Below are 25376 nucleotides of genomic sequence, written 5' to 3' on the forward strand. Positions count from 1 at the left end.
TCCGCGAACGACACTGAACATACGAATTTAAGGGAAAGAGAAAATGGCAGCTAAAGACGTAAAATTCGGTAACGACGCTCGTGTGAAAATGCTGCGCGGCGTAAACGTACTGGCAGATGCAGTGAAAGTAACCCTCGGTCCGAAAGGCCGTAACGTGGTTCTGGATAAATCTTTCGGTGCGCCGACTATCACTAAAGATGGTGTTTCCGTAGCGCGTGAAATCGAACTGGAAGACAAGTTTGAAAACATGGGCGCGCAGATGGTGAAAGAAGTTGCCTCTAAAGCGAACGACGCTGCAGGCGACGGTACCACCACCGCGACCGTACTGGCGCAGTCCATCATTACCGAAGGCCTGAAAGCCGTTGCTGCGGGCATGAACCCGATGGACCTGAAACGTGGTATCGACAAAGCGGTTGCTGCTGCGGTTGAAGAGCTGAAGGCGCTGTCCGTACCGTGCTCCGACTCTAAAGCGATTGCTCAGGTAGGTACTATCTCCGCTAACTCCGACGAAACCGTAGGTAAACTGATCGCGGAAGCGATGGATAAAGTCGGTAAAGAAGGCGTCATCACCGTTGAAGACGGTACCGGTCTGCAGGATGAACTGGACGTGGTTGAAGGTATGCAGTTTGACCGCGGCTACCTGTCTCCTTACTTCATCAACAAGCCGGAAACTGGCGCAGTAGAACTGGAAAGCCCGTTCATCCTGCTGGCTGATAAGAAAATCTCCAACATCCGCGAAATGCTGCCGGTTCTGGAAGCCGTTGCAAAAGCAGGCAAACCGCTGCTGATCATCGCTGAAGATGTTGAAGGCGAAGCGCTGGCTACCCTGGTAGTGAACACCATGCGTGGCATCGTGAAAGTGGCTGCGGTTAAAGCACCGGGCTTCGGCGATCGTCGTAAGGCGATGCTGCAGGATATCGCTACCCTGACCGGCGGTACCGTAATCTCTGAAGAGATCGGTATGGAGCTGGAAAAAGCAACCCTGGAAGACCTGGGTCAGGCGAAACGTGTTGTGATCAACAAAGACACCACCACCATCATTGATGGCGTGGGTGAAGAAGCTGCCATCCAGGGCCGTGTTGCTCAGATCCGTCAGCAGATTGAAGAAGCGACCTCCGACTACGATCGTGAAAAACTGCAGGAGCGCGTAGCGAAACTGGCAGGCGGCGTTGCGGTAATCAAAGTTGGCGCTGCGACCGAAGTTGAAATGAAAGAGAAGAAAGCCCGCGTTGAAGATGCCCTGCACGCGACCCGTGCTGCGGTAGAAGAAGGCGTGGTTGCTGGTGGTGGCGTTGCGCTGATCCGCGTTGCTTCTAAAATTGCTGACCTGAAAGGCCAGAACGAAGACCAGAACGTGGGTATCAAAGTTGCGCTGCGCGCAATGGAAGCTCCGCTGCGTCAGATCGTGCTGAACTGCGGCGAAGAGCCGTCTGTTGTCGCTAACACCGTTAAAGGCGGCGACGGTAACTACGGTTACAACGCAGCAACTGAAGAATACGGCAACATGATCGATATGGGTATCCTGGACCCAACCAAAGTTACCCGTTCTGCGCTGCAGTACGCGGCTTCTGTGGCTGGTCTGATGATCACTACCGAGTGCATGGTGACCGACCTGCCGAAAAGCGATGCTCCTGATTTAGGCGCTGCTGGCGGCATGGGTGGTATGGGTGGTATGGGCGGCATGATGTAATTGCCCACCCCCTGCATCCTTCAGGCTGCAGATGCGTTGGCTAACCCCAGTCACTTACTCAAGTAAGTGACTGGGGATTAACAAACTGGCCGCCTTCCTGCAACCAGAATGATTTGGGTGCTTATCTCCCAGAATTGAGAAACCCCCGGGCAGAAATGACCGGGGGTTTTTCTTTTAGTCATCTTTTTAGTATAAGATTCAGATACGGACAAAACGTCCAGCTCATTGATTATGGGGAATAACATGCACGTGAAATATTTAGCAGGGATCGTTGGCGCCGCGCTGCTGATGGCGGGTTGTAGCTCCAGCAACGAACTCACCGCTGCCGGCCAAAATGTACGCTTTGTCGAAGATAAGCCGGGCGCGGAATGCCAGCTTATTGGTACGGCAACTGGTAAACAGAGTAACTGGTTTTCAGGCCAGCACGGCGAAGAGGGTGGCTCAATGCGTGGCGCAGCGAACGATCTGCGTAATCAGGCAGCCGCGATGGGTGGAAACGTGCTGTATGGCGTAAGTAGTCCGTCACAGGGCATGTTGTCCAGTTTTGTCCCGACGGCCAGCGAGATGAACGGCCAGGTTTATAAATGTCCGAATTGATATGTCTGAATCGTAACGCCCTCTGAAAGATTCAGAGGGCGATATGGTTAGCGTTTTTCCTGCGATGATGCCATGCGTAGATTATGCAACGCGCGCATGCATTGATCTTGCGTCAGACGCGCTGCTTTACCGGTTCCAAGCGTTCTGACAAAAACCTTACACGGTTTTCCTTCCAGCTTTTTAAGACGCGGGCTGAAATTCAGCAAGCGGCGTGATATTGCTTCAGCTTCTTTAGAGCCTGACTGATTACGGGTCTTAATGATGGTGCCGCAATCATGCGATTGTCCTGCCTCATCCGTATAACGATAAACGAGCGCTAAATAATGGTTATACAGATTATGTTTCCAGTCAGGCTGGTTATAGGTATCGAATTCGATATTACCGTTTTCCAGGCAGTCAGCATCGTATAATGGTAAAAAGTCCAGCATTGAAGAAATACGCAATGCGAGCTCACGCATTTCGGCATTATTAATGGCGTGAATAATAGCCATCACCAGAACTTCAACCTGCCACTCACCGACCTGTAAATCAAGATGGCTACCATTGTGCAGCTTTAACGTAAAGGTTAATACTTTTTCTGTATTATCGCTCAACGCTAAAGATTCAACACGCTGATTAACATCAGCATTTTCCAGCTCCTCACGGAGTATTGCCGGAATATTCTCATGCATTTTAAGCACATGACTGCTTTTGGCTTTCTGGCGTTTTTCCTGCTCTTGTTCCGGAAGCGAGTGTTGTAAATAAAGCCGGTGTTCAAGGCCGATCAACAAGTCTCGCAGCGCGAGCACAGGAAAGAAAAGCAGTGTTTCTTTATTTCTCAGTGACTTCACCTTAAGCGCCAGCGCGATAAACTTATCATTGTGACGAATAACGCCGGTATTTAGTCCCTTAATCGTTAAGGCCATGTCAATTCTCCACAAATATAAAATAATTAAATGTTTTACTGCAATGTATTTGATATATAAATTGTTTATGCCGTCCTATAAAAAGGAGAACCAGTATAATTCGAAAATGCAGTACACGCTAAGCGAGTCCTAAAACGGACTTTATTGAAAAGAGAGTATCGGAAAGGTGTATTTAACGAAGGTTAGTTTATCCTCGCCAGAGGGTGAGGAGAATCGCGGGGGAATCTCCTCGTGATATTGCGCGGTAATATTTTTCGTCGTCCCTGACGCGCCCGCGAGGATTAGCACTGCCGAAGCTGTAAATCCAGCGGTGTTTTGCTCGGTTCGCCGCCGATTTCACGCGCCAGTCTTGGCACCATATAGCCGGATACCAGCGTGAGCAGTTCGCGCATGATTTGCCGGGCTTCGTCATCGGTGACCATAAAATGCGCGGCGCCCTGCACTTTATCCAGCACATGCAGGTAATAGGGCATCACGCCGGCGTCAAATAGCGCGTTGCTCAGGTTCGCCAGCGTTTGCGCGTTATCATTCACGCCACGCAGCAGGACGCTCTGGTTGAGAAGCGTGACGCCCACGTGGTGCAGTTTCTTCATCGCCAGGCAGAACGCCTCGTCCACTTCATTGGCGTGGTTGATATGGTTCACCAACAAAATTTGCAGACGTGACTGGTCAAAGCGGGCGACCAGTTCGTCAGTAATGCGTGCCGGGATAACGATAGGCAACCGACTGTGGATGCGTAGCCGCTTGACGTGCTTAATGGCTTCCAGTTGCGTGAGCAGCCAGTCCAGCTCATGATCTTTCGCCATCAGCGGATCGCCGCCGGAAAAGATGATCTCATCCAGTTCCGGGTGTACGGCGATATACTCCAGCGCGACTGTCCAGTTGCGCTTATTGCCTTGATTCTCCGCATACGGGAAGTGACGACGGAAACAGTAGCGGCAATTTACCGCACATCCGCCTTTTACCAGCAATAGCGCCCGGTTTTGGTATTTATGCAATAATCCTGGCACCACGCTGTGTTGCTCTTCCAGCGGGTCGGTGGAGAAACCGGGGGCGACAATAAATTCATCCCGGGACGTCAGCACTTGACGTAAAAGAGGATCGTCAGGGTTGCCCTTCTCCATGCGCGCAATAAAAGCGCGCGGCACGCGGAGGGCAAACAAGCGCCTGGCGTCCTGTCCTGCCCGGAGGTTTTCATCAGCTTCAATCTGTAAAAGATGCAGCAGTTCGTCGGGATTGGTCACAACATCGGCAAGTTGCGCTAACCAATCTTCTCGCAATGGGGTATTTAGGGTTACAATATGCGCCATTTTGTGGCTTAGCTACCAGTTAACAATTTCAGAGGGCCTTATGGCGACTTACTATAGCAACGATTTTCGTTCCGGTCTTAAAATCATGTTGGATGGCGAACCTTATGCGGTTGAATCCAGTGAATTCGTGAAACCGGGTAAAGGCCAGGCGTTTGCCCGCGTTAAGCTGCGCCGTCTGCTGACCGGCACGCGCGTTGAGAAAACCTTCAAATCGACCGATTCCGCAGAAGGCGCGGATGTAGTCGATATGAACCTGACTTACCTGTACAACGACGGTGAGTTCTGGCATTTCATGAACAACGAAACCTTCGAGCAGCTGTCTGCAGATGCCAAGGCTATCGGCGACAACGCAAAATGGCTGTTGGATCAGGCGGAATGCATCGTGACCCTGTGGAACGGTCAGCCTATCTCTGTCACTCCGCCGAACTTTGTTGAACTGGAAATTGTTGATACCGACCCAGGTCTGAAGGGCGATACCGCAGGTACTGGCGGCAAACCAGCCACGCTGTCTACTGGCGCAGTGGTTAAAGTTCCGCTGTTCGTGCAGATTGGCGAAGTGATCAAAGTCGATACCCGTTCCGGCGAATACGTATCCCGCGTAAAATAATTTACGTTATCGGGAAAAATGGTGCAGCGTATGCTGCGCCATCCTATTTTTCGCGCCATCAATGATGAAACGCTTTATCGGCCTTGTCGCGCTGGTTCTTCTTACCAGCACATTATTAACGGCATGTAATACCGCCCGCGGCTTCGGCGAAGATATTCAGCATCTTGGCCACGCCATCTCCCGCGCAGCCAGCTAATCGCTTCTCGTCTTCCTAAAATTAGTCGATCGCCCATCATTTTCTGGGATGTTGTCTATTATTAAGTTGCTATACACAAACAACATTGGCTAGAAAAGGAAGACATTATGGTTAAAAAGACAATTGCAGCGATCTTTTCTGTTTTGGTACTTTCCACTGTATTAACTGCTTGTAATACCACGCGCGGCGTGGGCGAGGACATCTCGGACGGTGGTAGTGCGATCTCTGGCGCTGCAACCAGAGCTCAGCAGTAATCATCAACGGTACGGCATGGCGTCGTACCGTTAATCGATTTTCTCCGGAAGCATAAGAAAGGGAGAATACCGGTTATCCATATGAAGTTTCATACGGATATTACGTTTATAGGTGTAAACCGTTTTCCCGTGAATGCCAAGCGCATACGCAATCTCTTTATTGCTGGTGCCTTCCGTCCACATCGCGAGCACTTTTTCCTCCTGCGGAGAGAGCAATGGCGTGGCGCTTTCCGGCGCTTCCTGCAGTGGATGAGTATATAGCGCTCCTTTAATTCGTTGTGCAAGCTCATGTAAAGGCGTGTGTTTAGATAACACTGCATGACTGGCATATTGCGGTCTGTACGGCATATTCCCTGACTGTAATAATACCAACGGCGTCATCCTGCAGGCGGCAAAAAATGCATTGATAGGCTGTTCGGGTAAGGCATCGTTGAGAAAACCATATAAATCAGCGATAACCAGATGGGGCTTCCATTGCAGAATATGTTCTTTCGCCAGTATAAGGTTATTCATCCCGGATACCAGCAGTGAAGAACTGAGCACATCAGTGTGATTAAGCCAGGCCTCCATGCCCGTACGGGTAAAGTGGCATCGGTCTATCACTAAAATTTTCAACATAGTTTTTTGCACCCGGAAGTAGTAAAGCACTTTCTTTCCCAGAAGGCGTTCCATCATAGAGAACTCCTGTGGGCGCTAAATGCGAAAACTACGCGGCTTAAAAGGGCCAATTCCCGCCTTTAGACGGAAAAAAATAAAAAGGTTGAAATTCATTTTCTCTCAGGCAAGAATGGCTTTTCATCCGTATACGTTACAGGACGACCTGTAAACGCTATTCTCACCGGGGACGGCCCCATTAATTATCTGGAGCCTGCTATGTCCTGGATCATTCTATTAATCGCTGGTTTACTTGAAGTGGTATGGGCTGTCGGCCTGAAGTATACCCACGGTTTTTCTCGTCTGACCCCCAGTATTATCACCATTACGGCCATGGTTATCAGTATGGCGTTACTTTCCTGGGCAATGAAAACGCTGCCTGTTGGAACGGCGTACGCCATCTGGACCGGCATCGGCGCCGTTGGGGCGGCAATCACCGGTATCCTTCTGCTGGGCGAGTCTGCCTCACCGGCGCGTTTGCTCAGTCTTGGCTTGATCGTCGCGGGTATCATTGGGCTAAAACTCAGTGCGCATTAATTCGTCGCTGACATTGCTACGAACCTGATTGTTTTACCCAAATTAATTTATTGACGTCAAACCCCTCCCGGGTCGCGACGGCCAACATTTGCTGTTTTATTTCCTCAGAAAGCGTTGGCGTGCGAGAGAGTATCCACAGATAGTCGCGATCCGGGCCGCACACCAGCGCATGACGGTATTCCCGATCAAGCGCAATCACGTTATAGCCGCCGTAGAACGGGCCGAAAAAAGAGACCTTGAGCGCGGCGCGGTTTGGACTACCGGTAAAATACGCTTTGCCTTCTGTTTTTTGCCACATTTCCCGATCCGGGTTATAGCCTTTATTGATGACATTAATCCCGCCATCGTCACGCAGACTATAGGTGGCCGTGACTTGTTCCAGTCTACGTTCAAATCGATGATCGAGGCGTGCGATCTCATACCAGGTGCCGAGGTAACGTTTGGCATCAAAGTTATTTACCACGGTAACGCCTTTAGGCGGGGTAGGCGAACTACAGGCGACAATCAAAAATGCCGCAGTAACCGCAGCAACGACGGGCAGCAAGCGCATAGCGTTTTTCCTTCCAGTGTTTTTTCTAAGTGTAGAACCTGGCGGGAAAATGAGAGGCAGGAAAAGAAAAAATGCCCTCTTATCGGGTAGATAAGAGGGCGTCGTGGCAACTTAGAGAGTGATAACGCCAATCGCCGTCACAACGGTCAGGATTGCCGCCAGACCGTAGAAGACCCATTTGCCCGCAGGCACGTGGATTTTCAGGTCATGCATCGCGTGGTGCATACGGTGTAGGCCACACCATAGCGGCAGCACGATCATCAGGAACAGAAAAACGCGACCAATAAAGCTTTGGGTGAACGTCAGTACGCGCTCAAAACTCAGGGCATCGCCCGGAAATAGCCCCAGTGGCAGCATGATGCCAACCAGTAGCACGATCACCGGCGCGATGATCGCGCCCCACATACCGCCTGCGCCAAACAGTCCCCAGAATACGGGTTCATCAGAACGTTTTGGGTTTGGATTAATCATCCGGGACTCCTTACCAGAACAGGGCAACATACAGAATGACTACGGTGACTACCGCAGTGACCACCCAAAGCCCTTTGATGATTGGCTCTGGCCCCATTTTTTCGTCTTTTACAATGATATTGGCCGCCTTCGGCGCCAGTTCAAACCAGGTTTTGGTGTGCAGCAGCGCGGCCGCCAGGGTGATCAGGTTTAAGATCACTACCACCGGGTTTTGTAAAAAGCCGACGAATCCCATCCAGGATTCTGCGCCGTGTTTGAGCGCAAACAGACCGAAAATCAGTTCAATACTGAACCAGACTGCCGGCACCGCTGTGCCTTCGCGCAGCATATAAAAGCGATAAAACGGCAGTTTTTTCCACCAGGTGGACGTCATCGGCCGCACATAGGGTTTGCGTTTAGTCGTCATGTTGCACTCCTTAGCGTGGTTTCAGGGTAGCGATAAGAAAGTCTTTCGAGCTTTCCACTTTACCCTGCTGAATGGCCGCAGCCGGATCGACATGTTTTGGACAGACTTCGGAGCAGTAGCCCACGAAAGTACAGGTCCATACGCCGTTCGGACTGTTCAACTGCGCCATACGCTCCTTCTTACCGTGATCGCGGCTATCTTCGTTATAGCGATGCGCCAGCGTAATCGCAGCCGGTCCGATAAACTCAGGATTCAGACCGAACTGCGGGCACGCGGCGTAGCACAGACCACAGTTGATGCAACCGGAGAACTGGTGATACTTCGCCATTTGCGCCGGAGTCTGGACATTCGGCCCCTGATCTGGCGTGCGAGAGTTGCCAATAATGTACGGTTTGATCGCTTCCAGGCTTTCGATAAAGTGCGTCATATCGACAACCAGATCGCGCTCAATCGGGAAGTTCGCCAGCGCTTCCACCTTCATACCGTTGGTGTAATCGCGCAGGAAGGTTTTACACGCCAGTTTAGGGACGTTGTTGACCATCATGCCGCAGGAGCCGCAGATCGCCATACGGCAGGACCAGCGGTAGCTCAGGTCTGGCGACAGGTTATCTTTGATGTAGCCCAACGCGTCCAGTAGCGATGTTGTTTCATCATAAGGAACTTCATAGAAAGCACTGTGCGGCGCGGTATCGGTTTCCGGGTTATAGCGCACCACCTCAACTTTCAGGTTTTTCATCTCAGCCATTCGCCTTCTCCTTCTTATCGGCTGCTTCCGCTTCACCGCCGTAAACACGTTTGGCTGGCGGCAGGGTGGTGATTTTCACGTCGCTGTATTCCAGGCGGGTCGTGCCATCAGCATCGCGGAAGGCGAGGGTGTGCTTGAGGAAGTTCACATCGTCGCGCTCGGTACAGCCTTCATCCAGACGCTGATGCGCGCCGCGGGACTCTTTACGCGCCAGCGCAGAGTGCGCCATACATTCCGCCACGTTCAGACCATGACCCAGTTCGATGGTATACAGCAGGTCAGTGTTGAACACGCTGGAGGTATCGGAGATACGTACGCGTTTGAAACGTTCCTGAAGCTCGGCCAGTTTATCAACGGTTTTCTGCATCAGCTCCGGGGTACGGTAAATACCGCAACCTTCTTCCATAGACAGACCCATCTCATCGCGGATCTTCGACCAGTTTTCGTTGCCTTCCTGGTTCACCAGATTTTTCAGACGTTGTTCAATATCGGCAACCTGGGCGTCGAGCGCGGCGCTATTTGCGGCGCCTGCCGTAGCAGCGCGTTCCATTGCTTGTTCGCCAGCCAGACGACCAAACACCACCAGTTCCGCCAGTGAGTTGGAACCGAGACGGTTCGCGCCATGCAGGCCAACAGAGGAGCATTCGCCAACGGCAAACAGCCCTTTGACACGGCTTTCACAGTTCTGGTCGGTTTCAATGCCGCCCATGGTGTAGTGCGCGGTCGGACGTACTGGAATCGGTTCTTTAACCGGATCGACGCCGACATAGGCTTTCGCCAGTTCGCAAATGAACGGCAGACGTTCATGCAGTTTCTTCTCGCCGAGATGACGCAGATCGAGGTGAACCACATCGCCGCGCGGCGTGGAGATGGTGTTGCCTTTACGCCATTCGTGCCAGAAAGCCTGGGATACTTTGTCGCGCGGCCCCAGTTCCATATATTTGTTTTTCGGCTCGCCCAGCGGCGTTTCGGGGCCCATGCCGTAGTCTTGCAGGTAACGGTAGCCATTTTTATTGACCAGAATACCGCCTTCGCCGCGGCAACCTTCAGTCATCAGGATACCGGAACCTGGCAGGCCGGTCGGGTGATACTGAACGAATTCCATATCACGCAGCGGAACGCCGTGGCTCAGCGCCATGCCCATCCCGTCGCCGGTGACGATGCCGCCATTGGTGTTATAGCGGTATACGCGGCCTGCGCCGCCTGTCGCCATGACCACGGCGTTGGCGCGGATTTGCACCAGCGTGCCTTCCATCATGTTCATTGCCACCAGGCCGCGCGCATGGTTGTCATCAACCAGAATATCCAGCACAAAATGTTCGTCAAAGCGCTGGATTTGCGGGAACTGTAGGGAAGTCTGGAACAGGGTATGCAGCATATGGAAGCCGGTTTTATCCGCGGCGAACCAGGTACGCTCGATTTTCATACCACCGAAGCGACGCACGTTAACGCTACCGTCCGGACGGCGGCTCCACGGGCAGCCCCATTGCTCCAGCTGCGTCATCTCAGTGGGACAATGGTGGACAAAGTAATCCACGACATCCTGCTCACACAGCCAGTCTCCGCCTGCTACCGTATCGTGAAAATGGTAGTCAAAGCTGTCATGATCCTGGGCGACAGCGGCTGAACCCCCTTCGGCAGCGACGGTGTGGCTGCGCATCGGGTACACTTTTGAGATCAGTGCGATTTTAGCATTGGGATTCGCCTGTGCGGCAGCAATTGCAGCACGTAATCCCGCGCCACCGGCGCCTATAATGGCAAGATCGGCTTGAAAGGTTTGCACGACATTCCTCCAGATTATTGTAATTTCACCCTCGCGCAGCCAGATAAAGCCTCTGGGTTCTGCGAAGTATGAATGCGTTTCCACTGCTCCTTTATGGGTACAACAGTATAGTCTCAGGGATGTCAGGGAAATTTGACGTGTTCGATTTTTTTAGCGTATCAGAGGGATGAATTATCATTGATTTTGATTAATTTAATTACTAAACCATCTGAAATCACTTTTTTTACCCTCCAGAAGGCGCCCGATACGCCTGCGCAAAATTTGTTTCGCCCGCGCGTTGCGAGTAGACTTCGTGACCTTGTCTTAAACTGGAGAAAGAATCATGAGCGAAACGGCAACCTGGCAGCCGAGCGCGTCCATCCCCAATTTATTAAAACGTGCGGCGATTATGACGGAAATCCGTCGTTTCTTTGCCGATCGTGGAGTGCTTGAGGTTGAGACGCCCTGCATGAGTCAGGCGACGGTCACAGACATTCATCTGTTCCCGTTCGAAACGCGTTTCGTCGGTCCTGGCCATTCCCAGGGGATGAACCTCTATTTAATGACCAGTCCGGAATACCATATGAAACGCCTGCTGGCGGCAGGGTGCGGCCCGGTTTTCCAGCTATGCCGCAGTTTCCGTAATGAAGAGATGGGACGACATCATAATCCGGAATTCACTATGCTGGAGTGGTATCGCCCGCATTACGATATGTACCGCCTGATGAATGAAGTGGATGATTTGCTTCAGCAAGTGCTGGATTGTCAACCTGCGGAAAGTCTCTCCTATCAACAGGCGTTTCAGCGCCATCTGGAGATTGACCCGTTATCAGCAGATAAAACGCAACTGCGTGAGGCGGCGGCAAAGCTTGATTTAAGCAATATCGCTGATACGGAAGAAGACCGTGATACGTTGCTGCAACTGCTGTTCACGATGGGGGTTGAGCCGCATATAGGTAAAGAAAAGCCGACCTTTATTTATCACTTTCCGGCAAGTCAGGCATCGCTGGCACAAATCAGTACCGAGGATCATCGCGTCGCCGAGCGCTTTGAGGTGTACTACAAAGGTATTGAGCTGGCGAATGGTTTCCACGAACTGACGGACGCACGTGAGCAACAACAGCGCTTTGAACAGGACAATCGTAAGCGCGCCGCGCGCGGTCTGCCGCAGCAGCCGATTGACCAAAATCTACTGGATGCGCTGGCCGCCGGTCTACCGGATTGTTCCGGCGTGGCGCTGGGTGTTGATCGTCTGGTGATGCTGGCGCTGGGAGCAGAAAGCCTGGCGGACGTGATTGCTTTTACGGTCGATCGGGCGTAAATCTGAAATTCACTCTTTCGCGAGATAAAATGGCGCAATAAGCGCCATTTTGTAGCATATTTTTTCAATTATCTTCTGTTTGCCACAACATAAGGCTGGAACTTTGATGCCATTTAGGTATCAATCCTGTGTTGATTTTTTTATCGCTGACCTTTGTAAAAAAGAAGGCAGCGTCAATCGGTGAGCGGCGTCTGGCAAACGCGCTCGAGCGTAAGGGATGGTTGAATGACCCACACGATAAAAAAGATGAGCCTTATTGGGCTTATCCTGATGATTTTTACTTCTGTTTTTGGTTTTGCGAATAGCCCGTCGGCGTTTTATTTAATGGGGTATAGCGCAATCCCGTGGTATATATTTTCTGCCTTGCTGTTTTTTATTCCATTCGCCTTAATGATGGCTGAAATGGGTTCCGCTTATCGCAAAGAAGAGGGCGGGATCTATTCGTGGATGAATAATAGCGTGGGGCCGCGTTACGCGTTTATCGGCACGTTTATGTGGTTTTCATCGTATGTCATATGGATGGTAAGTACGGCGGCAAAAATTTGGGTACCGTTTTCTACTTTTGTTTTTGGCGCCGATATGACGCAGCACTGGCGTATTGCGGGGCTTGAGCCTACGCAGGTTGTCGGGCTGCTCGCCGTTGGCTGGATGATTCTGGTGACGTGTGTCGCCGCCAGAGGGATCAATAAAATTGCGCGAATTACGGCGGTCGGAGGTATTGCCGTAATGTGTCTTAATTTGGTTTTATTGTTAGTGAGTGTCGCTATTTTGTTATTAAATGGTGGGCATTTTGCACAAGAGATTAATTTTACCTCGTCACCGAATCCGGGTTATCACTCCGGCCTGGCAATGTTGTCATTTGTGGTATTTGCTATTTTTGCTTACGGCGGTATTGAGGCTGTCGGCGGACTGGTGGATAAAACCGAAAAACCGGAAAAGAATTTTGCGAAAGGCATTGTCTTCGCGGCCATTGTGATTTCAATTGGTTATTCTTTGGCGATCTTTTTATGGGGCGTCAGCACTAACTGGCAACAGATATTAAGTAATAGCGCCGTTAACTTAGGGAATATCACCTACATTCTGATGTCGAGTTTAGGCACGACATTAGGTAACGCGTTAAACCTTTCTCCGGAAGCTGCGATGACGGTGGGCGTCTGGTTTGCGCGTATCACCGGCCTTTCTATGTTTCTGGCTTATACCGGCGCGTTTTTTACGTTGAGCTATTCACCGCTGAAAGCCATTATTCAGGGGACGCCAAAAGCGTTGTGGCCCGCGCCGATGACAACACTGAACGCTAACGGTATGCCGGCGACCGCTATGTGGCTACAGTGCGTGCTGGTGAGTCTGTTTATTTTGCTGGTCTCTTTTGGCGGTGACACCGCATCGGCGTTTTATAACAAACTCACGCTGATGGCGAACGTCTCAATGACCTTGCCATACCTGTTCCTTGCGCTGGCATTTCCCTTCTTTAAAGCGCGTCAGGATCTGGAGCGGCCATTTGTTCTCTTTAAAACCAAAGCCTCTACCCTGGTCGCGACGGGTGTTGTGGTGCTGGTGGTGACGTTTGCCAACGTCTTTACCATCATCCAGCCGGTGATTGAAGCTGGGGACTGGGACAGCGCCTTGTGGATGATCGGCGGCCCGATCTTCTTCTCGCTGCTGGCGATGGCAATTTATCAGAATTACAGCAGCCGCATGAGCGCTGATCCGGAGTGGGCGGCGGAGTAAAGGCCGTATGCCGGATAAGGCCCCACGGGTCGCATCCGGCGTTTATTGCCCTATGGAGAACGTGATGAATGATAGTTCGAGAGACCCGATTATCACGGAAGATGAGATTAGGGCACTCAATTTTACTCCGGAAGATATCCTTGAAATAGAAAAGGTTATTCTTTCTTCCGTTCATGTTGCACGTCGAAAGGTTGCGATGGTAGTAGGAATGACTATTGGCACGTTAAGGGATCGCGATGAGGATAAGTGGAAACATGTGTCGGATATTTATTGCGCGTATGTTGTAAGATGCCTCGTATTTCGCGGAGAACTGGTGGGTTACGGCGATTTATTCCGAATGCGCTATAGCGAAATTAACCTGCCTGTTGCCGATCTGGACGCATAATAAGTCCGAAAATGTCTGTGAGTTGCGATGAAATGCCCGATGGCGCAAGCTTATCGGGCCTACAGATTAATTGTCGGCCCGTAGGCCGGATAAGACCCGACGGGGCGCATCCGGCATTTCTTGCCGGGATCATGCGCTACAAACTCCCCGCCGGGAGGCTGGTTTTACCCGCTGACGTTAACGTTCTCCCCGTTTGTTTACCGCCGAGACTCTCCAGACGCATCTGGAACGGCGGGAACGGCATATCAATACCGTGCTCGCGGAAGCCAGCCAGAATCAATTGGTGGATCTCATGGCGTAATGGCATACGGTGTCCCATTTCCGCGGCATAGATACGCAGTTCAAAAATTTGAATACCCTGCTGGAGATCCACCAGAAAGATTTCAGGCGGCGGGTTATCAAGCACCAAAGAACAGCGCTGCGCCGCCGTCAGCAGAATTTGCGTCACCTCTTCGCTATTGGCATCCGCCGGCGCCGGGATGGTTAACACCACGCGCGTAACGGAGTCAGACAGCGACCAGTTGATAAACTGTTCGGTGATAAAGGCTTTATTCGGCACGATAATCTCTTTACGATCCCAGTCGCTGATGGTGGTGGCGCGGGTATTGATTTTGGTCACGCTGCCGGTGAGATCGCGAATGGTCACCGTATCGCCGATACGAATCGGCTTTTCAAACAAAATAATCAGGCCGGAGATAAAGTTAGCGAAAATTTCTTGCAGGCCAAAACCAAGCCCAACGCCGAGCGCGGCAACCAGCCATTGTAGCTTCGACCACTCAATGCCGATCATCGAGAAACCGACCAGCCCGCCAATCAGCATTAACAGATATTTGGTGATGGTCGTGATGGCGTAACCGGTACCTGGCGTTAAATCGAGATGCTGTAATAACGCCAGCTCCAGCAGCGCAGGCAGATTACGCACCAACTGCGTGGTGATGATAAAGACCAGAATCGCAATGAGCACCGCCCCCAGGGTAATCGGCTCCAGACTTTCCACGCCTTGCACCGTAGAGGTGACATCCCACAGCGAAATATTCTCCAGGAAGCCGAATGCCGAGTGGATTTCCGACCACAGTACAATTACCGATAGCAGGGCGATAAGCATCAGAATTGAGCGAACCAGACGCAGCGACTGAGCGCTAATAGCGTCAAGATCGATTTCACTTTCATCGATGTCGACCGCGCCTTCCAGGCTGGAGGAGTGCGCCGGTTCTTCTTCGCCGCGCGCGCGCTGCGCCAGCATTTCCGCCCGACGATGTTTGGCGCGGTCAAAAGCCAGTCGGCGTCGTTGGATCAGCATCCAGCGGCGAATGACGTGATAAATGACCAGCAACAGGAACCAGATGGCGACCGAGGTTTCCAGTCTCGCCAGTAGCGCCTGCGCCGTGGCCAGATAACCCACCGCCGCCGCCAGAATCGCGATAAGCGGCGCGCCCATCAACATATTCCACAACAGGCTGTTGACCATGTTGTCGCCGTTGCCTTCTTTATCAAGATAGAGCGGGATGCCCGCTTTTTTCAGACTCAGCGTGACCAGCGCCAGCGCGCCGCATATCAGGATGAAGCAAAGGCGGCCCAACGAGCCGGAAAACTCCCGATCGTTAAGATTATCAAACATGATCACTGCCATAATGAGCGGCACGATCAGCCCAATGCTCATCAGGTAGTAGCGCATCGCTTTCGCTACCCGGTTTCGCGGCCAGCCGAAATGCGCCACAAACAGACCATTAGGGCAGGCAAAAGCGGCGCAAATCATGACTACCCACAACAGCGGTACTGTCGCCGTCACGCCATCGCCGATGGCGACGGCCAGCGGATACGGCCAGGCTTCCTATAGACCATAGCCGAGCGTCGCCCACAAGACGGGCAGCGGCGAGGCGACCAGAATCGACCAGAACACCGTTCGCAGCGTCAGCGAGAAGTGATCCTGGGTGACTTTCCCGACGCGCGAGGCCGAGCGCTCAAGGAACCGGTTGAAGTGTTGGCGTGAATAGAGGCTAAACCCGACCAGCGCCAGCGCGCCGAATAACGGCAGTAGCGTCTCTTTGCTGGTCAGCATCATGATGCTGGCTTTACCTAACTGATTAAACGTATCTAATGAGATAAGCCGACGTAAATCCTGAACCAAATCAACAGGCCAGGAGAGCGATAGCGGGCTAACGTCAGCGGTCCAGAACAGATAACGGTGGGTCGCTTCATTAACCTCTTTAAGCGCATCCTCCAGTTGGCTGTTGGAGACTTTCAGTTTGGTCAACTCCAGGATCAGCGTGTCGCCGCCCTGTAACAAAGAGTTGAGCAGCTCGCGCTGAGTGCGAAGCTGGGCGTCAAGAATCTGGTTTTGCTCGGCGGTCAGTGGTTGTCCATTGGCCTGACGTATTTGCCGTAGCTGCGGTTGCTTATTGAGTAATTCTTCATAGCGCATACGGTGAACGCGTAGCTGCGCCATTTCCGTATCAAGCTGCTGCGGCTTAGGCATCTCTGGCAGACGGGCGACCTGCGCGCGCAGCGCTTCGCCAAGCATGTTGGACACGCCAAGCCATTGCGACTGCTCCCGCAGCGTATTGAGCGCCTGACGCACCTGTAACGTTTGGCTGGTGGCCTGTCGCTGCTGCGAGGCGACCAGATCCATCCGCTGCGCTTGTTGATTGAGCGCCTGTGACAGCTCGCGGTTGACTTTAAATTGTTCGACGATGCCTTCCGGCAAACCGGCGCTGTTTTCCGCCAGCAGCTCAGTGCTTTCCAGCGCGCGTTCCGCTTCACGTTGACGCAGGCTGTTGAGCTGATTGCGCAGCGCCTGAAGATACGCATCCAATTGCTGACTCTGTTTTTCCGCCAGCTCGGAACGCAGACGAGCCAGTTCCTGCCGGTTGTTGGCGGACAGTTGCGCCAACTCCAGTTCGTCGACTAACGCTTTTAGTTTGGCGGACTCCGCCTGCATACTGAGACTTTGCGCCTGGCTAAGCGCGGCACTTCCGCCTGCGGCGCCGAGTCGTCGCTCAATCTCATTAAGCTGGCGGCGGGCGTCGTTTTGCTGTTGGGGAAGCTGGCTGAGCGAGTCGGCGATCTCCCTGACGCGCTCCTGCTCCTGTTGCGCCTCGCGGGTTTTATCCAGTAGCTGGCTGCTAACCTGCAAGATCTCCTGATTTAACGCTTCGGTGGACATCTCTGGCGGTACGCTGCGAGGTTCATCGCGCAGATTATTCAACTGGGCGCGCAAGGTGGCGGATAGCTTAGGGAAATTATCAATAACGTGTTGATATTGTTTCGCGCGCTCAAGCGAGCCTTTTCGCTCTTCAAGCGCGTTTAACGCAGTCTGGAGCGCCTCAACGGCTTCCGGCTGAGCGGGTTTCGCCGTTTTTGCCTGCTCCAGTTCCTGCGTGATTTGTTTGGCGTCGGGGGCCGTTGCGGCGAACGCCCCCGTGCTGAGGCACCAGGCCATCAGAAAAGCGATAATCAGGCGCACGTCAGCATTCTCTCTTGATTAGGTGTCGTCTTTTTTATTGTCAACCAGCGGGCTGGCGTCGTGTTCGGCTTTAATTTCTTCTGCCGGCAGCGGAGCAGGTTCTACCTCCGGCGCGACGAATGTTTCGGTCGACGTCGCCAGCGGTTGGCCAATTTTGGTAACGGACAGGCTTGCCAGCGACGCGATCAGATTCACTTTCCCCGGTGCAAATAAGTTGATGACCGTGGAACCCAGTTTAAAGCGCCCCATCTCCTGGCCTTTCAACAAGGCGACAGACCCTTCATGTTCGCCTTCTGGCCAGGTCCAGCGCTTGATGATGCCTTCGCGCGGCGGGGTAATGGTCCCCGCCCAGACAGTTTCGATACTGCCGACAATAGTTGCGCCGACCAGAATCTGCGCCATAGGGCCGAACTCGGTATCAAACAGGCAGATAACGCGCTCGTTGCGGGCAAACAGGTTGGGGACGTTTTGCGCGGTCAGATGGTTAACGGAGAACAGATCGCCCGGTACGTAGATCATTTCACGCAGGATGCCGTTGCATGGCATATGCACGCGATGGTAGTCGCGAGGGGAGAGGTAAGTGGTCACAAACGTGCCGTTGCGGAACTTATCCGCCATCAGGTAGTTACCCGCCAGCAACGCCTCAAGGCTGTAATTATGGCCTTTGGCCTGCAAAATTTTATCTTCTTCGATACGACCCAACTGGCTTATCACGCCGTCGGCAGGCATCACCAGGATGTTAGGATCGGTATTGAGCGGACGCACGTCATCACGCAGCGGACGAACAAAGAAATCATTGAACGTACGATAGCTGGCGGTATCCGGTTTTTGCGCCTCAGTCATATCGACTTTGTAATACTTTACGAAGAGATCGATAACCAGTTTTGTCAGCCATCCTGCTCGTTTGCTTGCGCCCCAGCCCGCCAGGCGAGTGAGCCATAGTTTCGGCAGAATGTATTGTAGCGAAAGTTTAAATGAGTTTAACAAGGTAGCCTCCAGGCCATTGTTGTTCCTGAACCGGCAGTTATACCGGTATCCTGAAAAAAGTGGACGATTCTAACGACGCCTAGCGTATCTGTCAGTCGTCCGTATCAGAAAAGTTTTTACGCGTTTTTACCTGCGCCATACTTTCAAGAATTCGGTGATAATTTTCGAAACGGGTTTCCGCAATAGCGCCGTTCTCTACCGCTTCGCGAATGGCGCAGCCTGGATCGGCGTCATGCTTGCAGTCCCGGTATTTGCAATGTCCCAAATAGTCATGAAATTCGACAAAGCCCTGGGTGATTTGTTCCGGCTCCAGATGCCATAAGCCGAACTCGCGCACGCCGGGAGAATCAATGACATCGCCGCCATGCGGGAAATGATACAGACGAGCAGCGGTAGTGGTATGTTGACCCAGACCGGAGACATTCGACACATCGTTCGTCAGAATCTCGTTCTGTAAGCCGAGCAGAGCGTTTAGCAGACTGGATTTTCCGACGCCGGACTGCCCGGCAAAAATACTGATGCGACCGGTTAACGCTTCTTCCAGCGGTTTCAGACCATCCTGCGTATGGCTGGAGACCATCAGCACGCGATAGCCGATATTGCGGTAGATATCCATCTGCTCATTAACGAAGTCCATACCTTCGTCGTCCAGCAGATCAATTTTATTGAGTACGATAAGCGGCTCAACCTGTAGGGTTTCACAGCCGACCAGATAGCGATCGATGATATTCAGCGACAGCTCCGGCAAAATCGCGGAGACGATAACGATTTGGTCAATGTTGGCGGCAATAGGCTTCACGCCGTCGTAGAAGTCCGGGCGCGTCAATACCGAGGTGCGCTCATGCACCGCTTCAACGATGCCTTTTACGTTGACGCCCTCTGCGGCGGCTTTGCCCGGACGCCAGACGACGCGATCGCCCGTCACCAGCGAACGGATAGTGCGGCGGATATTGCAACGGTGAACCTCGCCGTCAGCAGACTCCACATCGGCATGCATACCAAAACGGCTAATGACGATACCTTCTGCAGGCTCGCCAAACAGGTTGTCATCGTAGTCGGCTTTCTCCGCGGACGTTTTTAAACGACGCTGGTGATTGGCGTTCACACGGCGCTGCTGGCCTTTGGAGAGTTTATTTTTGCTCAATCGTACTGGCTCCTGGTCGCCCATAGTGGGCAAAACATCTATGATACACGCAATTGTAGATGAATATAGTCACAGTGAATGTGACCTCTGAAGGGTGGAAAATAGCATGAGTGCCGATGAAAACAACCTGATTTGGATCGATCTGGAGATGACAGGTCTGGACCCCGAGCGCGATCGCATTATTGAGATAGCCACGCTGGTGACGGATGCCAGCCTGAACATTCTGGCGGAAGGGCCGACGATTGCGGTACATCAATCCGATGCGCAACTGGCGTTAATGGATGACTGGAACGTGCGCACCCATACCGGCAGCGGTCTGGTGGATCGCGTTAAGGCAAGTACGATGGGCGAACGAGACGCTGAACTGGCGACGATTGAATTTCTGAAAACGTGGGTGCCTGCGGGTAAGTCGCCGATTTGCGGTAACAGCATCGGTCAGGATCGTCGTTTTCTGTTTAAATATATGCCGGAACTGGAGGCCTACTTCCACTATCGCTATCTGGATGTCAGTACGCTCAAGGAACTGGCGCGCCGCTGGAAGCCGGAGATTCTGGCCGGCTTTACCAAGCAGGGCACGCACCAGGCGATGGATGATATTCGCGAGTCGGTGGCGGAGCTGGCTTACTACCGCGAGCATTTCATTAAGCTGTGAGGCGTAACATGCCGGATGGCAACGCCAGAGCGTCTCATCCGGCAGCTCTCCCGCCACTGAATTACTGCGTAAACCATTTCTCCTGCATTTGTGCATATTCCGGCGATGCTTTCACCTTGTCGAGCGCGGCATTAATTTCTTGCAATAGCGCGTCGTTGCCTTTGCGTACCGCAATGCCTAACCCTTTTCCGTAGTAGTCAGGATCGCTGGCGCGTTCATCCATGATGGCGTAATCCGGATTGTTTTTTAGCCACTTACCAATCGCGGCGACATCGCCAAACACGCCCTCAAGACGGTTGTTTTTCAGATCGGTAAAGGCGTTTAGATAGCTGTCATAGGCGACAGGCGTGATGGCTTGTTGTTTATCCTGCAAATAGCGCTGATGCGTTGTACCGTTTTCCAGACCGACTTTTTTGCCTTTCAGATCGGCAAAAGTGTGATAAGCCCCTTTACGCGTGACGACTACCGCCGATAGACCTTCGTAATAGGGTTGGCTAAAGGAGACCTGCTGCTCACGTTTGGGCGTCATATCCATACCGGCGATCACCGCATCAAACTTTTTGAAGCGTAGGCCGGGGATCAGACTATCAAAGCTCTGGTTAGTGAATGTGCACTCCGCTTGCATCTCTTTGCAGACTGCGTTGGCGACATCAATATCGAAACCAACAATTTTATTATCGGCATCGACAAACTCATAGGGCGCATAGGTGGCGGAGGTGCCAAAATGTAATGTTCTGGCGGAAACGGAAGCAGCGTGAACGGAGAGGCTGGCTAACAGCATGACAATAAGTTTTTTTTTCATCTTGATCCCTGATATCAATTGGATGTTGTGGTCACCGTGCTATTCTTTTTTTGGCGCAGGGTGCTATTCTGATTCTGTGCCTTTAGGCGTGGCGTGAAAAGTTTTTTGTTGCATAGCGCACGCTTTGCTCGTTTTTTGTCTTGTTTGGTGATTTAATCAGCATTCAAACAAAAATCGCGAAAAAATGCGTTCAGGGGCTTGCAGCTAAATGGATTTCTCGTATAATGCGCCTCCCGTAACGACGCAGAAATGCGAATTACGACAGCAACAAATTTGCGGGAATAGCTCAGTTGGTAGAGCACGACCTTGCCAAGGTCGGGGGCGCGAGTTCGAGTCTCGTTTCCCGCTCCAAAATTTGAAAGTACTTGTTAAGTACAGACCACCAATCGCAGGATTTCGAATTGCGACAAGGCGGCAACTGAATGAGTCCTCAGGAGCTTACTGAAGTAAGTGACTGAGGCGAGTGAAGGCAGCCAACGCAGTAGCGGTTCGAAAGACGAAGATTATGCGGGAATAGCTCAGTTGGTAGAGCACGACCTTGCCAAGGTCGGGGTCGCGAGTTCGAGTCTCGTTTCCCGCTCCAAAATTTGAAAGTGCTTGTTAAGCACAGACCACCAATCGCAGGATTTCGAATTGCGACAAGGCGGCAACTGAATGAGTCCTCAGGAGCTTACTGAAGTAAGTGACTCAGGCGAGTGAAGGCAGCCAACGCAGTAGCGGTTCGAAAGACGAAGATTATGCGGGAATAGCTCAGTTGGTAGAGCACGACCTTGCCAAGGTCGGGGTCGCGAGTTCGAGTCTCGTTTCCCGCTCCAATTCTTATCTACAGTAAAATTATCCACAACGAATATCGCGTTGGGGCACGTTTTGTTCCGCTTTCGTCAGATCCTTGTAAACAGACTTATCCACAGGGCGGCCCATTACTCCTGGAATGCAAAAAATTATACCTGACGCGTAGAATTTCTATAATTTACTGAAAAATATAGAAAAAATAAGATTTCAAAACGTTAGCGTTATTGACTGTTCCTTTTTTCCCTCTTGAATCGCAATGTGTTTTTATTTTTATACACAGCCTGTGAATAATTCAGGCATCGCGCACCAGCCCTTTTTCAATCACCCTGACCAGACGCTGTTTTTTCGGTAGCTGCACTTCAATGATGCAGGCGTTGCGCTTTTCAATTTGTTGCGCAATCGCCCATTCGATATGCTCATCAAGAAGTGGATGCTCACCCTTGCGGCTTTCCAACGCCGTAATGACGGCATTACTCCACGGCGCATTCCCCAGCGCGACGGCAACATTGCGCAGCCAACGTAAATGGCCAATGCGCCGAATCGCAGAACCTTCAGTGACTTTCAGAAACTGCGCTTCGCTCCAGCTAAACAACTCAAGCAAATCTGGGTTATGCAGCGCCTTGCGTGGGCTAAAATCTGCTTCGTCGGTCAACTGAGAGTAACGATTCCACGGACAGATAAGCTGGCAGTCATCGCAGCCGTAAATACGGTTACCTATCAGTGGGCGAAATGCTTCCGGAATAGCGCCTTCCAGCTCAATGGTGAGATAAGAAATACAGCGCCGCGCGTCCACCGTATACGGTTCGACGATCGCCCCGGTCGGGCAAATGGTCATACAGGCGACGCATTTACCGCAACCTTCCTCGACCGGCTGGTCGACCGGCAGCGGTAAATCAATCAGCAGTTCCCCCAGGAAAAAGAATGAGCCCGCCTCCCGATTAAGGATAAGTGAGTGTTTACCCGTCCAGCCAAGTCCTGCTTTTTCCGCTAATGGGCGTTCAAGAATAGGCGCAGAGTCGACAAACGGTCTAAAATTCAGCGAACCGCAGTACTGCTGGATCTGCTCGCCCAGTTTTTTAAGGCGGCTGCGTAATAGCTTGTGATAATCACGCCCCAGCGCATATCGGCTAACGTAGCCCAGCGTGGGATCCTTCAACGTACTGGCAAACGCGGCGTTGGCGGGCAGATAGTTCATGCGCACGCTGATGACACGTAGCGTACCGGGTAAGAGTTCATGAGGCCGGGCGCGCATCATACCGTGGCGCGCCATCCATGCCATCTCGCCGTGGTATTGTTTGTCCAGCCACGCCTGCAGCGCAGGTTCGGATGCGCGCAGATCGGTATCAGTAATACCGACCTGCTGAAAGCCCAGCTCCAGCCCCCACTGCTTAATATTTTGCGCTAACTGATTGAGATCGAGGGGCTTTGACATGATGGACCATAACATGAAGAAAAACCCTGTAAGTATACCACACTCCATTTGGCTCGCCGATGACATCAAACGGCTGGAACGCGATGCGGCGGATGCCTTCGGACTCACACTCTATGAATTGATGCTGCGCGCTGGCGACGCGGCATTTCGGGTAGCCCGTGACAGTTATCCTGACACCCGACACTGGCTGGTGTTGTGTGGTCATGGCAACAACGGCGGCGATGGTTACGTCGTGGCGCGACTAGCGCAAGCGGCGGGCATTAGCGTAACGTTGCTGGCGCAGGAGAGCGACAAACCGTTACCTGAAGAAGCGGCGCAGGCGCGCGATGCCTGGCTGAATGCCGGCGGCATTATCCATGCTGCCGATATTATCTGGCCGGAAGCGACGGATCTAATTATCGACACGCTGCTTGGCACCGGTATAGCCCAGGCGCCGCGCGACCCGGTAGCCGGTCTGATTGAACAGGCGAACGCCCATCCTGCGCCGGTTGTCGCCGTCGATATCCCGTCAGGCCTGCTGGCGCAAACGGGCGCCACGCCTGGCGCGGTGATAAGCGCCGCGCATACGGTCACGTTTATCGCCCTGAAACCGGGCCTGCTGACCGGCAAAGCACGTGACGTTACTGGCATACTGCATTATGACGCGTTGGGGCTGGAAGGCTGGCTGGCGAGCCAGACGCCGCCGCTCCGGCGCTTTGACGCGACGCAGTTGGGGCAATGGCTAACGCCGCGTCGACCGACCTCGCATAAGGGCGATCATGGTCGTCTGGCGATTATCGGCGGCGATCAGGGAACAGCGGGCGCAATTCGGATGGCTGGCGAGGCGGCGCTGCGTACGGGGGCTGGGTTGGTCAGAGTACTGACTCGCGGTGAAAACATCGCGCCGTTGCTGACGGCCCGCCCGGAACTGATAGTACATGAACTCACGCCTCAGTCGCTGGAAGAGAGCCTGACCTGGGCTGACGTTGTGGTGATCGGCCCGGGGCTTGGACAGCAGGAATGGGGCAAAAAAGCCTTACAGAAAGTAGAAAACGTCCGTAAACCTATGCTGTGGGATGCGGATGCGTTGAACCTACTGGCAATCAATCCTGATAAACGTCACAATCGCGTGATTACGCCGCATCCGGGAGAGGCTGCCCGCCTGTTAGGATGTTCTGTGGCAGAAATTGAAAGTGATCGCTTACTTTCAGCACAGCGTCTGGTAAAACGGTATGGAGGCGTGGTCGTGTTAAAAGGCGCAGGAACGATTATCGCCGCTGAACACCACCCTCTGGCTATCATTGACGCTGGTAATGCGGGGATGGCGAGCGGCGGGATGGGCGATGTCCTGTCCGGCATCATCGGCGCATTGCTCGGACAGAAGTTTACCCCGTATGATGCGGCATGTGTGGGATGTGTGGCTCACGGCGCGGCGGCGGACTTACTGGCAGCGCGTTATGGCGCTCGCGGCATGTTGGCGACCGATCTTTTTACTACGCTGCGGCGTATTGTTAACCCTGATGTGATTGACGTAAACCATGATGAATCGAGTAATTCCGCTACCTGACGAACAGGCGACGCTAGACCTGGGGCAACGGGTAGCCAACGCCTGTGATGGCGCGACCGTTATTTATCTGTATGGCGATTTAGGTGCCGGTAAAACGACGTTTAGCCGGGGATTTTTACAGGCGTTAGGCCATAACGGTAATGTAAAAAGCCCCACCTATACGCTGGTAGAGCCTTATGCGCTTGATAACATGATGGTATATCACTTCGACTTATACCGTCTTGCGGACCCGGAGGAGCTGGAGTTTATGGGCATTCGCGATTATTTCGCCAACGACGCCATTTGTCTGGTGGAGTGGCCGCAACAGGGTAAAGGCGTTCTCCCCGACCCGGACGTCGAAATCCATATTGATTACCAGACGCAGGGGCGTGAGGCTCGCGTAAGCGCGGTATCCTCATCGGGTCATTCGTTACTGGCGCGTTTAGCCGATTAGCTATAAA

General features: G+C 52.6%; 24 protein-coding genes, 3 tRNA genes and 1 pseudogene. 15 read left to right on the forward strand and 13 right to left on the reverse strand.

Features of this window, described 5'->3' with window-relative positions; translation table 11 throughout:
- The first annotated feature begins 43 nt into the window (after positions 1-43).
- Both groL and J4685_RS04065 read left to right on the forward strand, forming a co-directional pair.
- A complete protein-coding gene (groL, locus tag J4685_RS04060) occupies positions 44-1690 on the forward strand; it encodes a chaperonin GroEL (protein ID WP_000729126.1) in 1647 nt (548 codons plus the stop codon).
- A gap of 243 nt (positions 1691-1933) precedes the next feature.
- Positions 1934-2287 (forward strand): DUF4156 domain-containing protein, encoded by a 354-nt coding sequence (locus J4685_RS04065; protein ID WP_000558210.1) that lies wholly within the window; start codon positions 1934-1936, stop codon positions 2285-2287.
- 47 nt (positions 2288-2334) lie between these two features.
- Here J4685_RS04065 and J4685_RS04070 read toward each other — a convergent pair whose 3' ends face one another.
- The gene (locus J4685_RS04070; protein WP_001229225.1) at positions 2335-3192 is read right to left on the reverse strand and encodes a YjeJ family protein; all 858 of its coding nucleotides are present in this window, start codon (positions 3190-3192) and stop codon (positions 2335-2337) included.
- Between the two features lie 281 nt (positions 3193-3473).
- Positions 3474-4502: an EF-P beta-lysylation protein EpmB gene (gene epmB, locus J4685_RS04075; protein WP_000940487.1), complete on the reverse strand. Its 1029-nt coding sequence runs from the start codon at positions 4500-4502 to the stop codon at positions 3474-3476.
- A gap of 40 nt (positions 4503-4542) precedes the next feature.
- Between epmB and efp the strand changes: the two genes are divergently transcribed.
- From efp to ecnB, 3 genes are all read left to right on the forward strand, one after another.
- On the forward strand, positions 4543-5109 hold the full coding sequence (gene efp, locus J4685_RS04080) for an elongation factor P (protein WP_000257282.1): 567 nt from the start codon (positions 4543-4545) through the stop codon (positions 5107-5109).
- A 61-nt stretch (positions 5110-5170) separates the two neighbouring features.
- Positions 5171-5305: an entericidin A/B family lipoprotein gene (locus J4685_RS04085; RefSeq protein WP_000977687.1), complete on the forward strand. Its 135-nt coding sequence runs from the start codon at positions 5171-5173 to the stop codon at positions 5303-5305.
- A gap of 107 nt (positions 5306-5412) precedes the next feature.
- The gene (ecnB, locus tag J4685_RS04090) at positions 5413-5559 is read left to right on the forward strand and encodes a lipoprotein toxin entericidin B (RefSeq protein WP_000239598.1); all 147 of its coding nucleotides are present in this window, start codon (positions 5413-5415) and stop codon (positions 5557-5559) included.
- 30 nt (positions 5560-5589) lie between these two features.
- Here ecnB and J4685_RS04095 read toward each other — a convergent pair whose 3' ends face one another.
- Positions 5590-6177 carry a helix-turn-helix transcriptional regulator gene (locus tag J4685_RS04095; RefSeq protein WP_000912959.1) on the reverse strand — a complete coding sequence of 196 codons (588 nt, stop codon included), beginning with the start codon at positions 6175-6177 and terminating at the stop codon, positions 5590-5592.
- A 255-nt stretch (positions 6178-6432) separates the two neighbouring features.
- Here J4685_RS04095 and sugE point away from each other — a divergent pair, with 255 nt between their 5' ends.
- A complete protein-coding gene (gene sugE / locus J4685_RS04100; RefSeq protein WP_000118469.1) occupies positions 6433-6750 on the forward strand; it encodes a quaternary ammonium compound efflux SMR transporter SugE in 318 nt (105 codons plus the stop codon).
- 16 nt (positions 6751-6766) lie between these two features.
- On the opposite strand, the gene J4685_RS04105 is transcribed toward sugE, so the two are convergent.
- The 5 genes from J4685_RS04105 to frdA form a co-directional block, all read right to left on the reverse strand.
- The gene (locus tag J4685_RS04105) at positions 6767-7300 is read right to left on the reverse strand and encodes a lipocalin family protein (protein WP_001238393.1); all 534 of its coding nucleotides are present in this window, start codon (positions 7298-7300) and stop codon (positions 6767-6769) included.
- Between the two features lie 111 nt (positions 7301-7411).
- Positions 7412-7771: a fumarate reductase subunit FrdD gene (gene frdD, locus J4685_RS04110; protein WP_000609652.1), complete on the reverse strand. Its 360-nt coding sequence runs from the start codon at positions 7769-7771 to the stop codon at positions 7412-7414.
- A gap of 10 nt (positions 7772-7781) precedes the next feature.
- Positions 7782-8177, reverse strand: a complete 396-nt coding sequence (frdC, locus tag J4685_RS04115) for a fumarate reductase subunit FrdC (RefSeq protein WP_000208749.1) — start codon at positions 8175-8177, stop codon at positions 7782-7784.
- A 10-nt stretch (positions 8178-8187) separates the two neighbouring features.
- Positions 8188-8922: a fumarate reductase iron-sulfur protein gene (frdB, locus tag J4685_RS04120; protein ID WP_000829509.1), complete on the reverse strand. Its 735-nt coding sequence runs from the start codon at positions 8920-8922 to the stop codon at positions 8188-8190.
- Entirely contained in the window at positions 8915-10705 is a 1791-nt protein-coding gene (gene frdA / locus J4685_RS04125) for a fumarate reductase (quinol) flavoprotein subunit (RefSeq protein WP_001192954.1), read from the reverse strand. Before frdA ends, frdB begins: the two co-directional genes overlap by 8 nt.
- 322 nt (positions 10706-11027) lie before the next feature.
- On the opposite strand from frdA, the gene epmA reads away from it, so the two are divergent.
- The 3 genes from epmA to J4685_RS04140 all read left to right on the forward strand — a co-directional run bounded on the left by epmA (position 11028) and on the right by J4685_RS04140 (position 14118).
- Complete coding sequence (gene epmA / locus J4685_RS04130; protein ID WP_000004799.1) at positions 11028-12005, forward strand: elongation factor P--(R)-beta-lysine ligase; 978 nt, start codon at positions 11028-11030, stop codon at positions 12003-12005.
- 225 nt (positions 12006-12230) lie between these two features.
- The gene (gene yjeM / locus J4685_RS04135) at positions 12231-13733 is read left to right on the forward strand and encodes a glutamate/gamma-aminobutyrate family transporter YjeM (protein WP_000149876.1); all 1503 of its coding nucleotides are present in this window, start codon (positions 12231-12233) and stop codon (positions 13731-13733) included.
- A 64-nt stretch (positions 13734-13797) separates the two neighbouring features.
- Complete coding sequence (locus tag J4685_RS04140) at positions 13798-14118, forward strand: hypothetical protein (protein WP_001682126.1); 321 nt, start codon at positions 13798-13800, stop codon at positions 14116-14118.
- A gap of 136 nt (positions 14119-14254) precedes the next feature.
- Here the strand turns inward: J4685_RS04140 and mscM are convergent.
- The 3 genes and pseudogenes from mscM to rsgA form a co-directional block, all read right to left on the reverse strand.
- A pseudogene (gene mscM / locus J4685_RS04145) lies at positions 14255-17581 on the reverse strand (miniconductance mechanosensitive channel MscM).
- An 18-nt stretch (positions 17582-17599) separates the two neighbouring features.
- On the reverse strand, positions 17600-18568 hold the full coding sequence (gene asd, locus J4685_RS04150; RefSeq protein ID WP_000934949.1) for an archaetidylserine decarboxylase: 969 nt from the start codon (positions 18566-18568) through the stop codon (positions 17600-17602).
- Positions 18569-18659: 91 nt separating this feature from the next.
- The gene (rsgA, locus tag J4685_RS04155; RefSeq protein ID WP_000041945.1) at positions 18660-19712 is read right to left on the reverse strand and encodes a small ribosomal subunit biogenesis GTPase RsgA; all 1053 of its coding nucleotides are present in this window, start codon (positions 19710-19712) and stop codon (positions 18660-18662) included.
- Positions 19713-19818: 106 nt separating this feature from the next.
- Between rsgA and orn the strand changes: the two genes are divergently transcribed.
- Positions 19819-20364, forward strand: a complete 546-nt coding sequence (gene orn / locus J4685_RS04160; RefSeq protein WP_001271546.1) for an oligoribonuclease — start codon at positions 19819-19821, stop codon at positions 20362-20364.
- Between the two features lie 61 nt (positions 20365-20425).
- On the opposite strand, the gene J4685_RS04165 is transcribed toward orn, so the two are convergent.
- Positions 20426-21166, reverse strand: a complete 741-nt coding sequence (locus J4685_RS04165; protein ID WP_000727899.1) for an arginine ABC transporter substrate-binding protein — start codon at positions 21164-21166, stop codon at positions 20426-20428.
- A 275-nt stretch (positions 21167-21441) separates the two neighbouring features.
- Between J4685_RS04165 and J4685_RS04170 the strand changes: the two genes are divergently transcribed.
- The 3 genes from J4685_RS04170 (at position 21442) to J4685_RS04180 (ending at position 21981) form a co-directional block, all read left to right on the forward strand.
- Positions 21442-21517: transfer RNA gene (locus tag J4685_RS04170), tRNA-Gly, on the forward strand.
- Between the two features lie 156 nt (positions 21518-21673).
- Positions 21674-21749, forward strand: a tRNA-Gly gene (locus J4685_RS04175).
- Positions 21750-21905: 156 nt separating this feature from the next.
- Positions 21906-21981 (forward strand) — tRNA-Gly (locus J4685_RS04180).
- Between the two features lie 269 nt (positions 21982-22250).
- Here J4685_RS04180 and queG read toward each other — a convergent pair.
- Positions 22251-23390 carry a tRNA epoxyqueuosine(34) reductase QueG gene (queG, locus tag J4685_RS04185; protein ID WP_001670426.1) on the reverse strand — a complete coding sequence of 380 codons (1140 nt, stop codon included), beginning with the start codon at positions 23388-23390 and terminating at the stop codon, positions 22251-22253.
- On the opposite strand from queG, the gene nnr reads away from it, so the two are divergent.
- Both nnr and tsaE read left to right on the forward strand, forming a co-directional pair.
- Positions 23389-24936, forward strand: coding sequence for a bifunctional ADP-dependent NAD(P)H-hydrate dehydratase/NAD(P)H-hydrate epimerase (gene nnr / locus J4685_RS04190; protein WP_000968665.1), 1548 nt, complete (start codon positions 23389-23391; stop codon positions 24934-24936). The genes queG and nnr overlap by 2 nt on opposite strands.
- Positions 24908-25369, forward strand: coding sequence for a tRNA (adenosine(37)-N6)-threonylcarbamoyltransferase complex ATPase subunit type 1 TsaE (gene tsaE / locus J4685_RS04195; RefSeq protein WP_000981986.1), 462 nt, complete (start codon positions 24908-24910; stop codon positions 25367-25369). The genes nnr and tsaE overlap by 29 nt, the downstream gene beginning before the upstream one ends.
- Positions 25370-25376 lie beyond the last annotated feature (7 nt).

It is taken from the genome of Salmonella sp. 32100201201700099SM (assembly GCF_017572645.1).
In the GTDB taxonomy this organism is placed as follows: Bacteria; Pseudomonadota; Gammaproteobacteria; order Enterobacterales; family Enterobacteriaceae; genus Salmonella; species Salmonella enterica.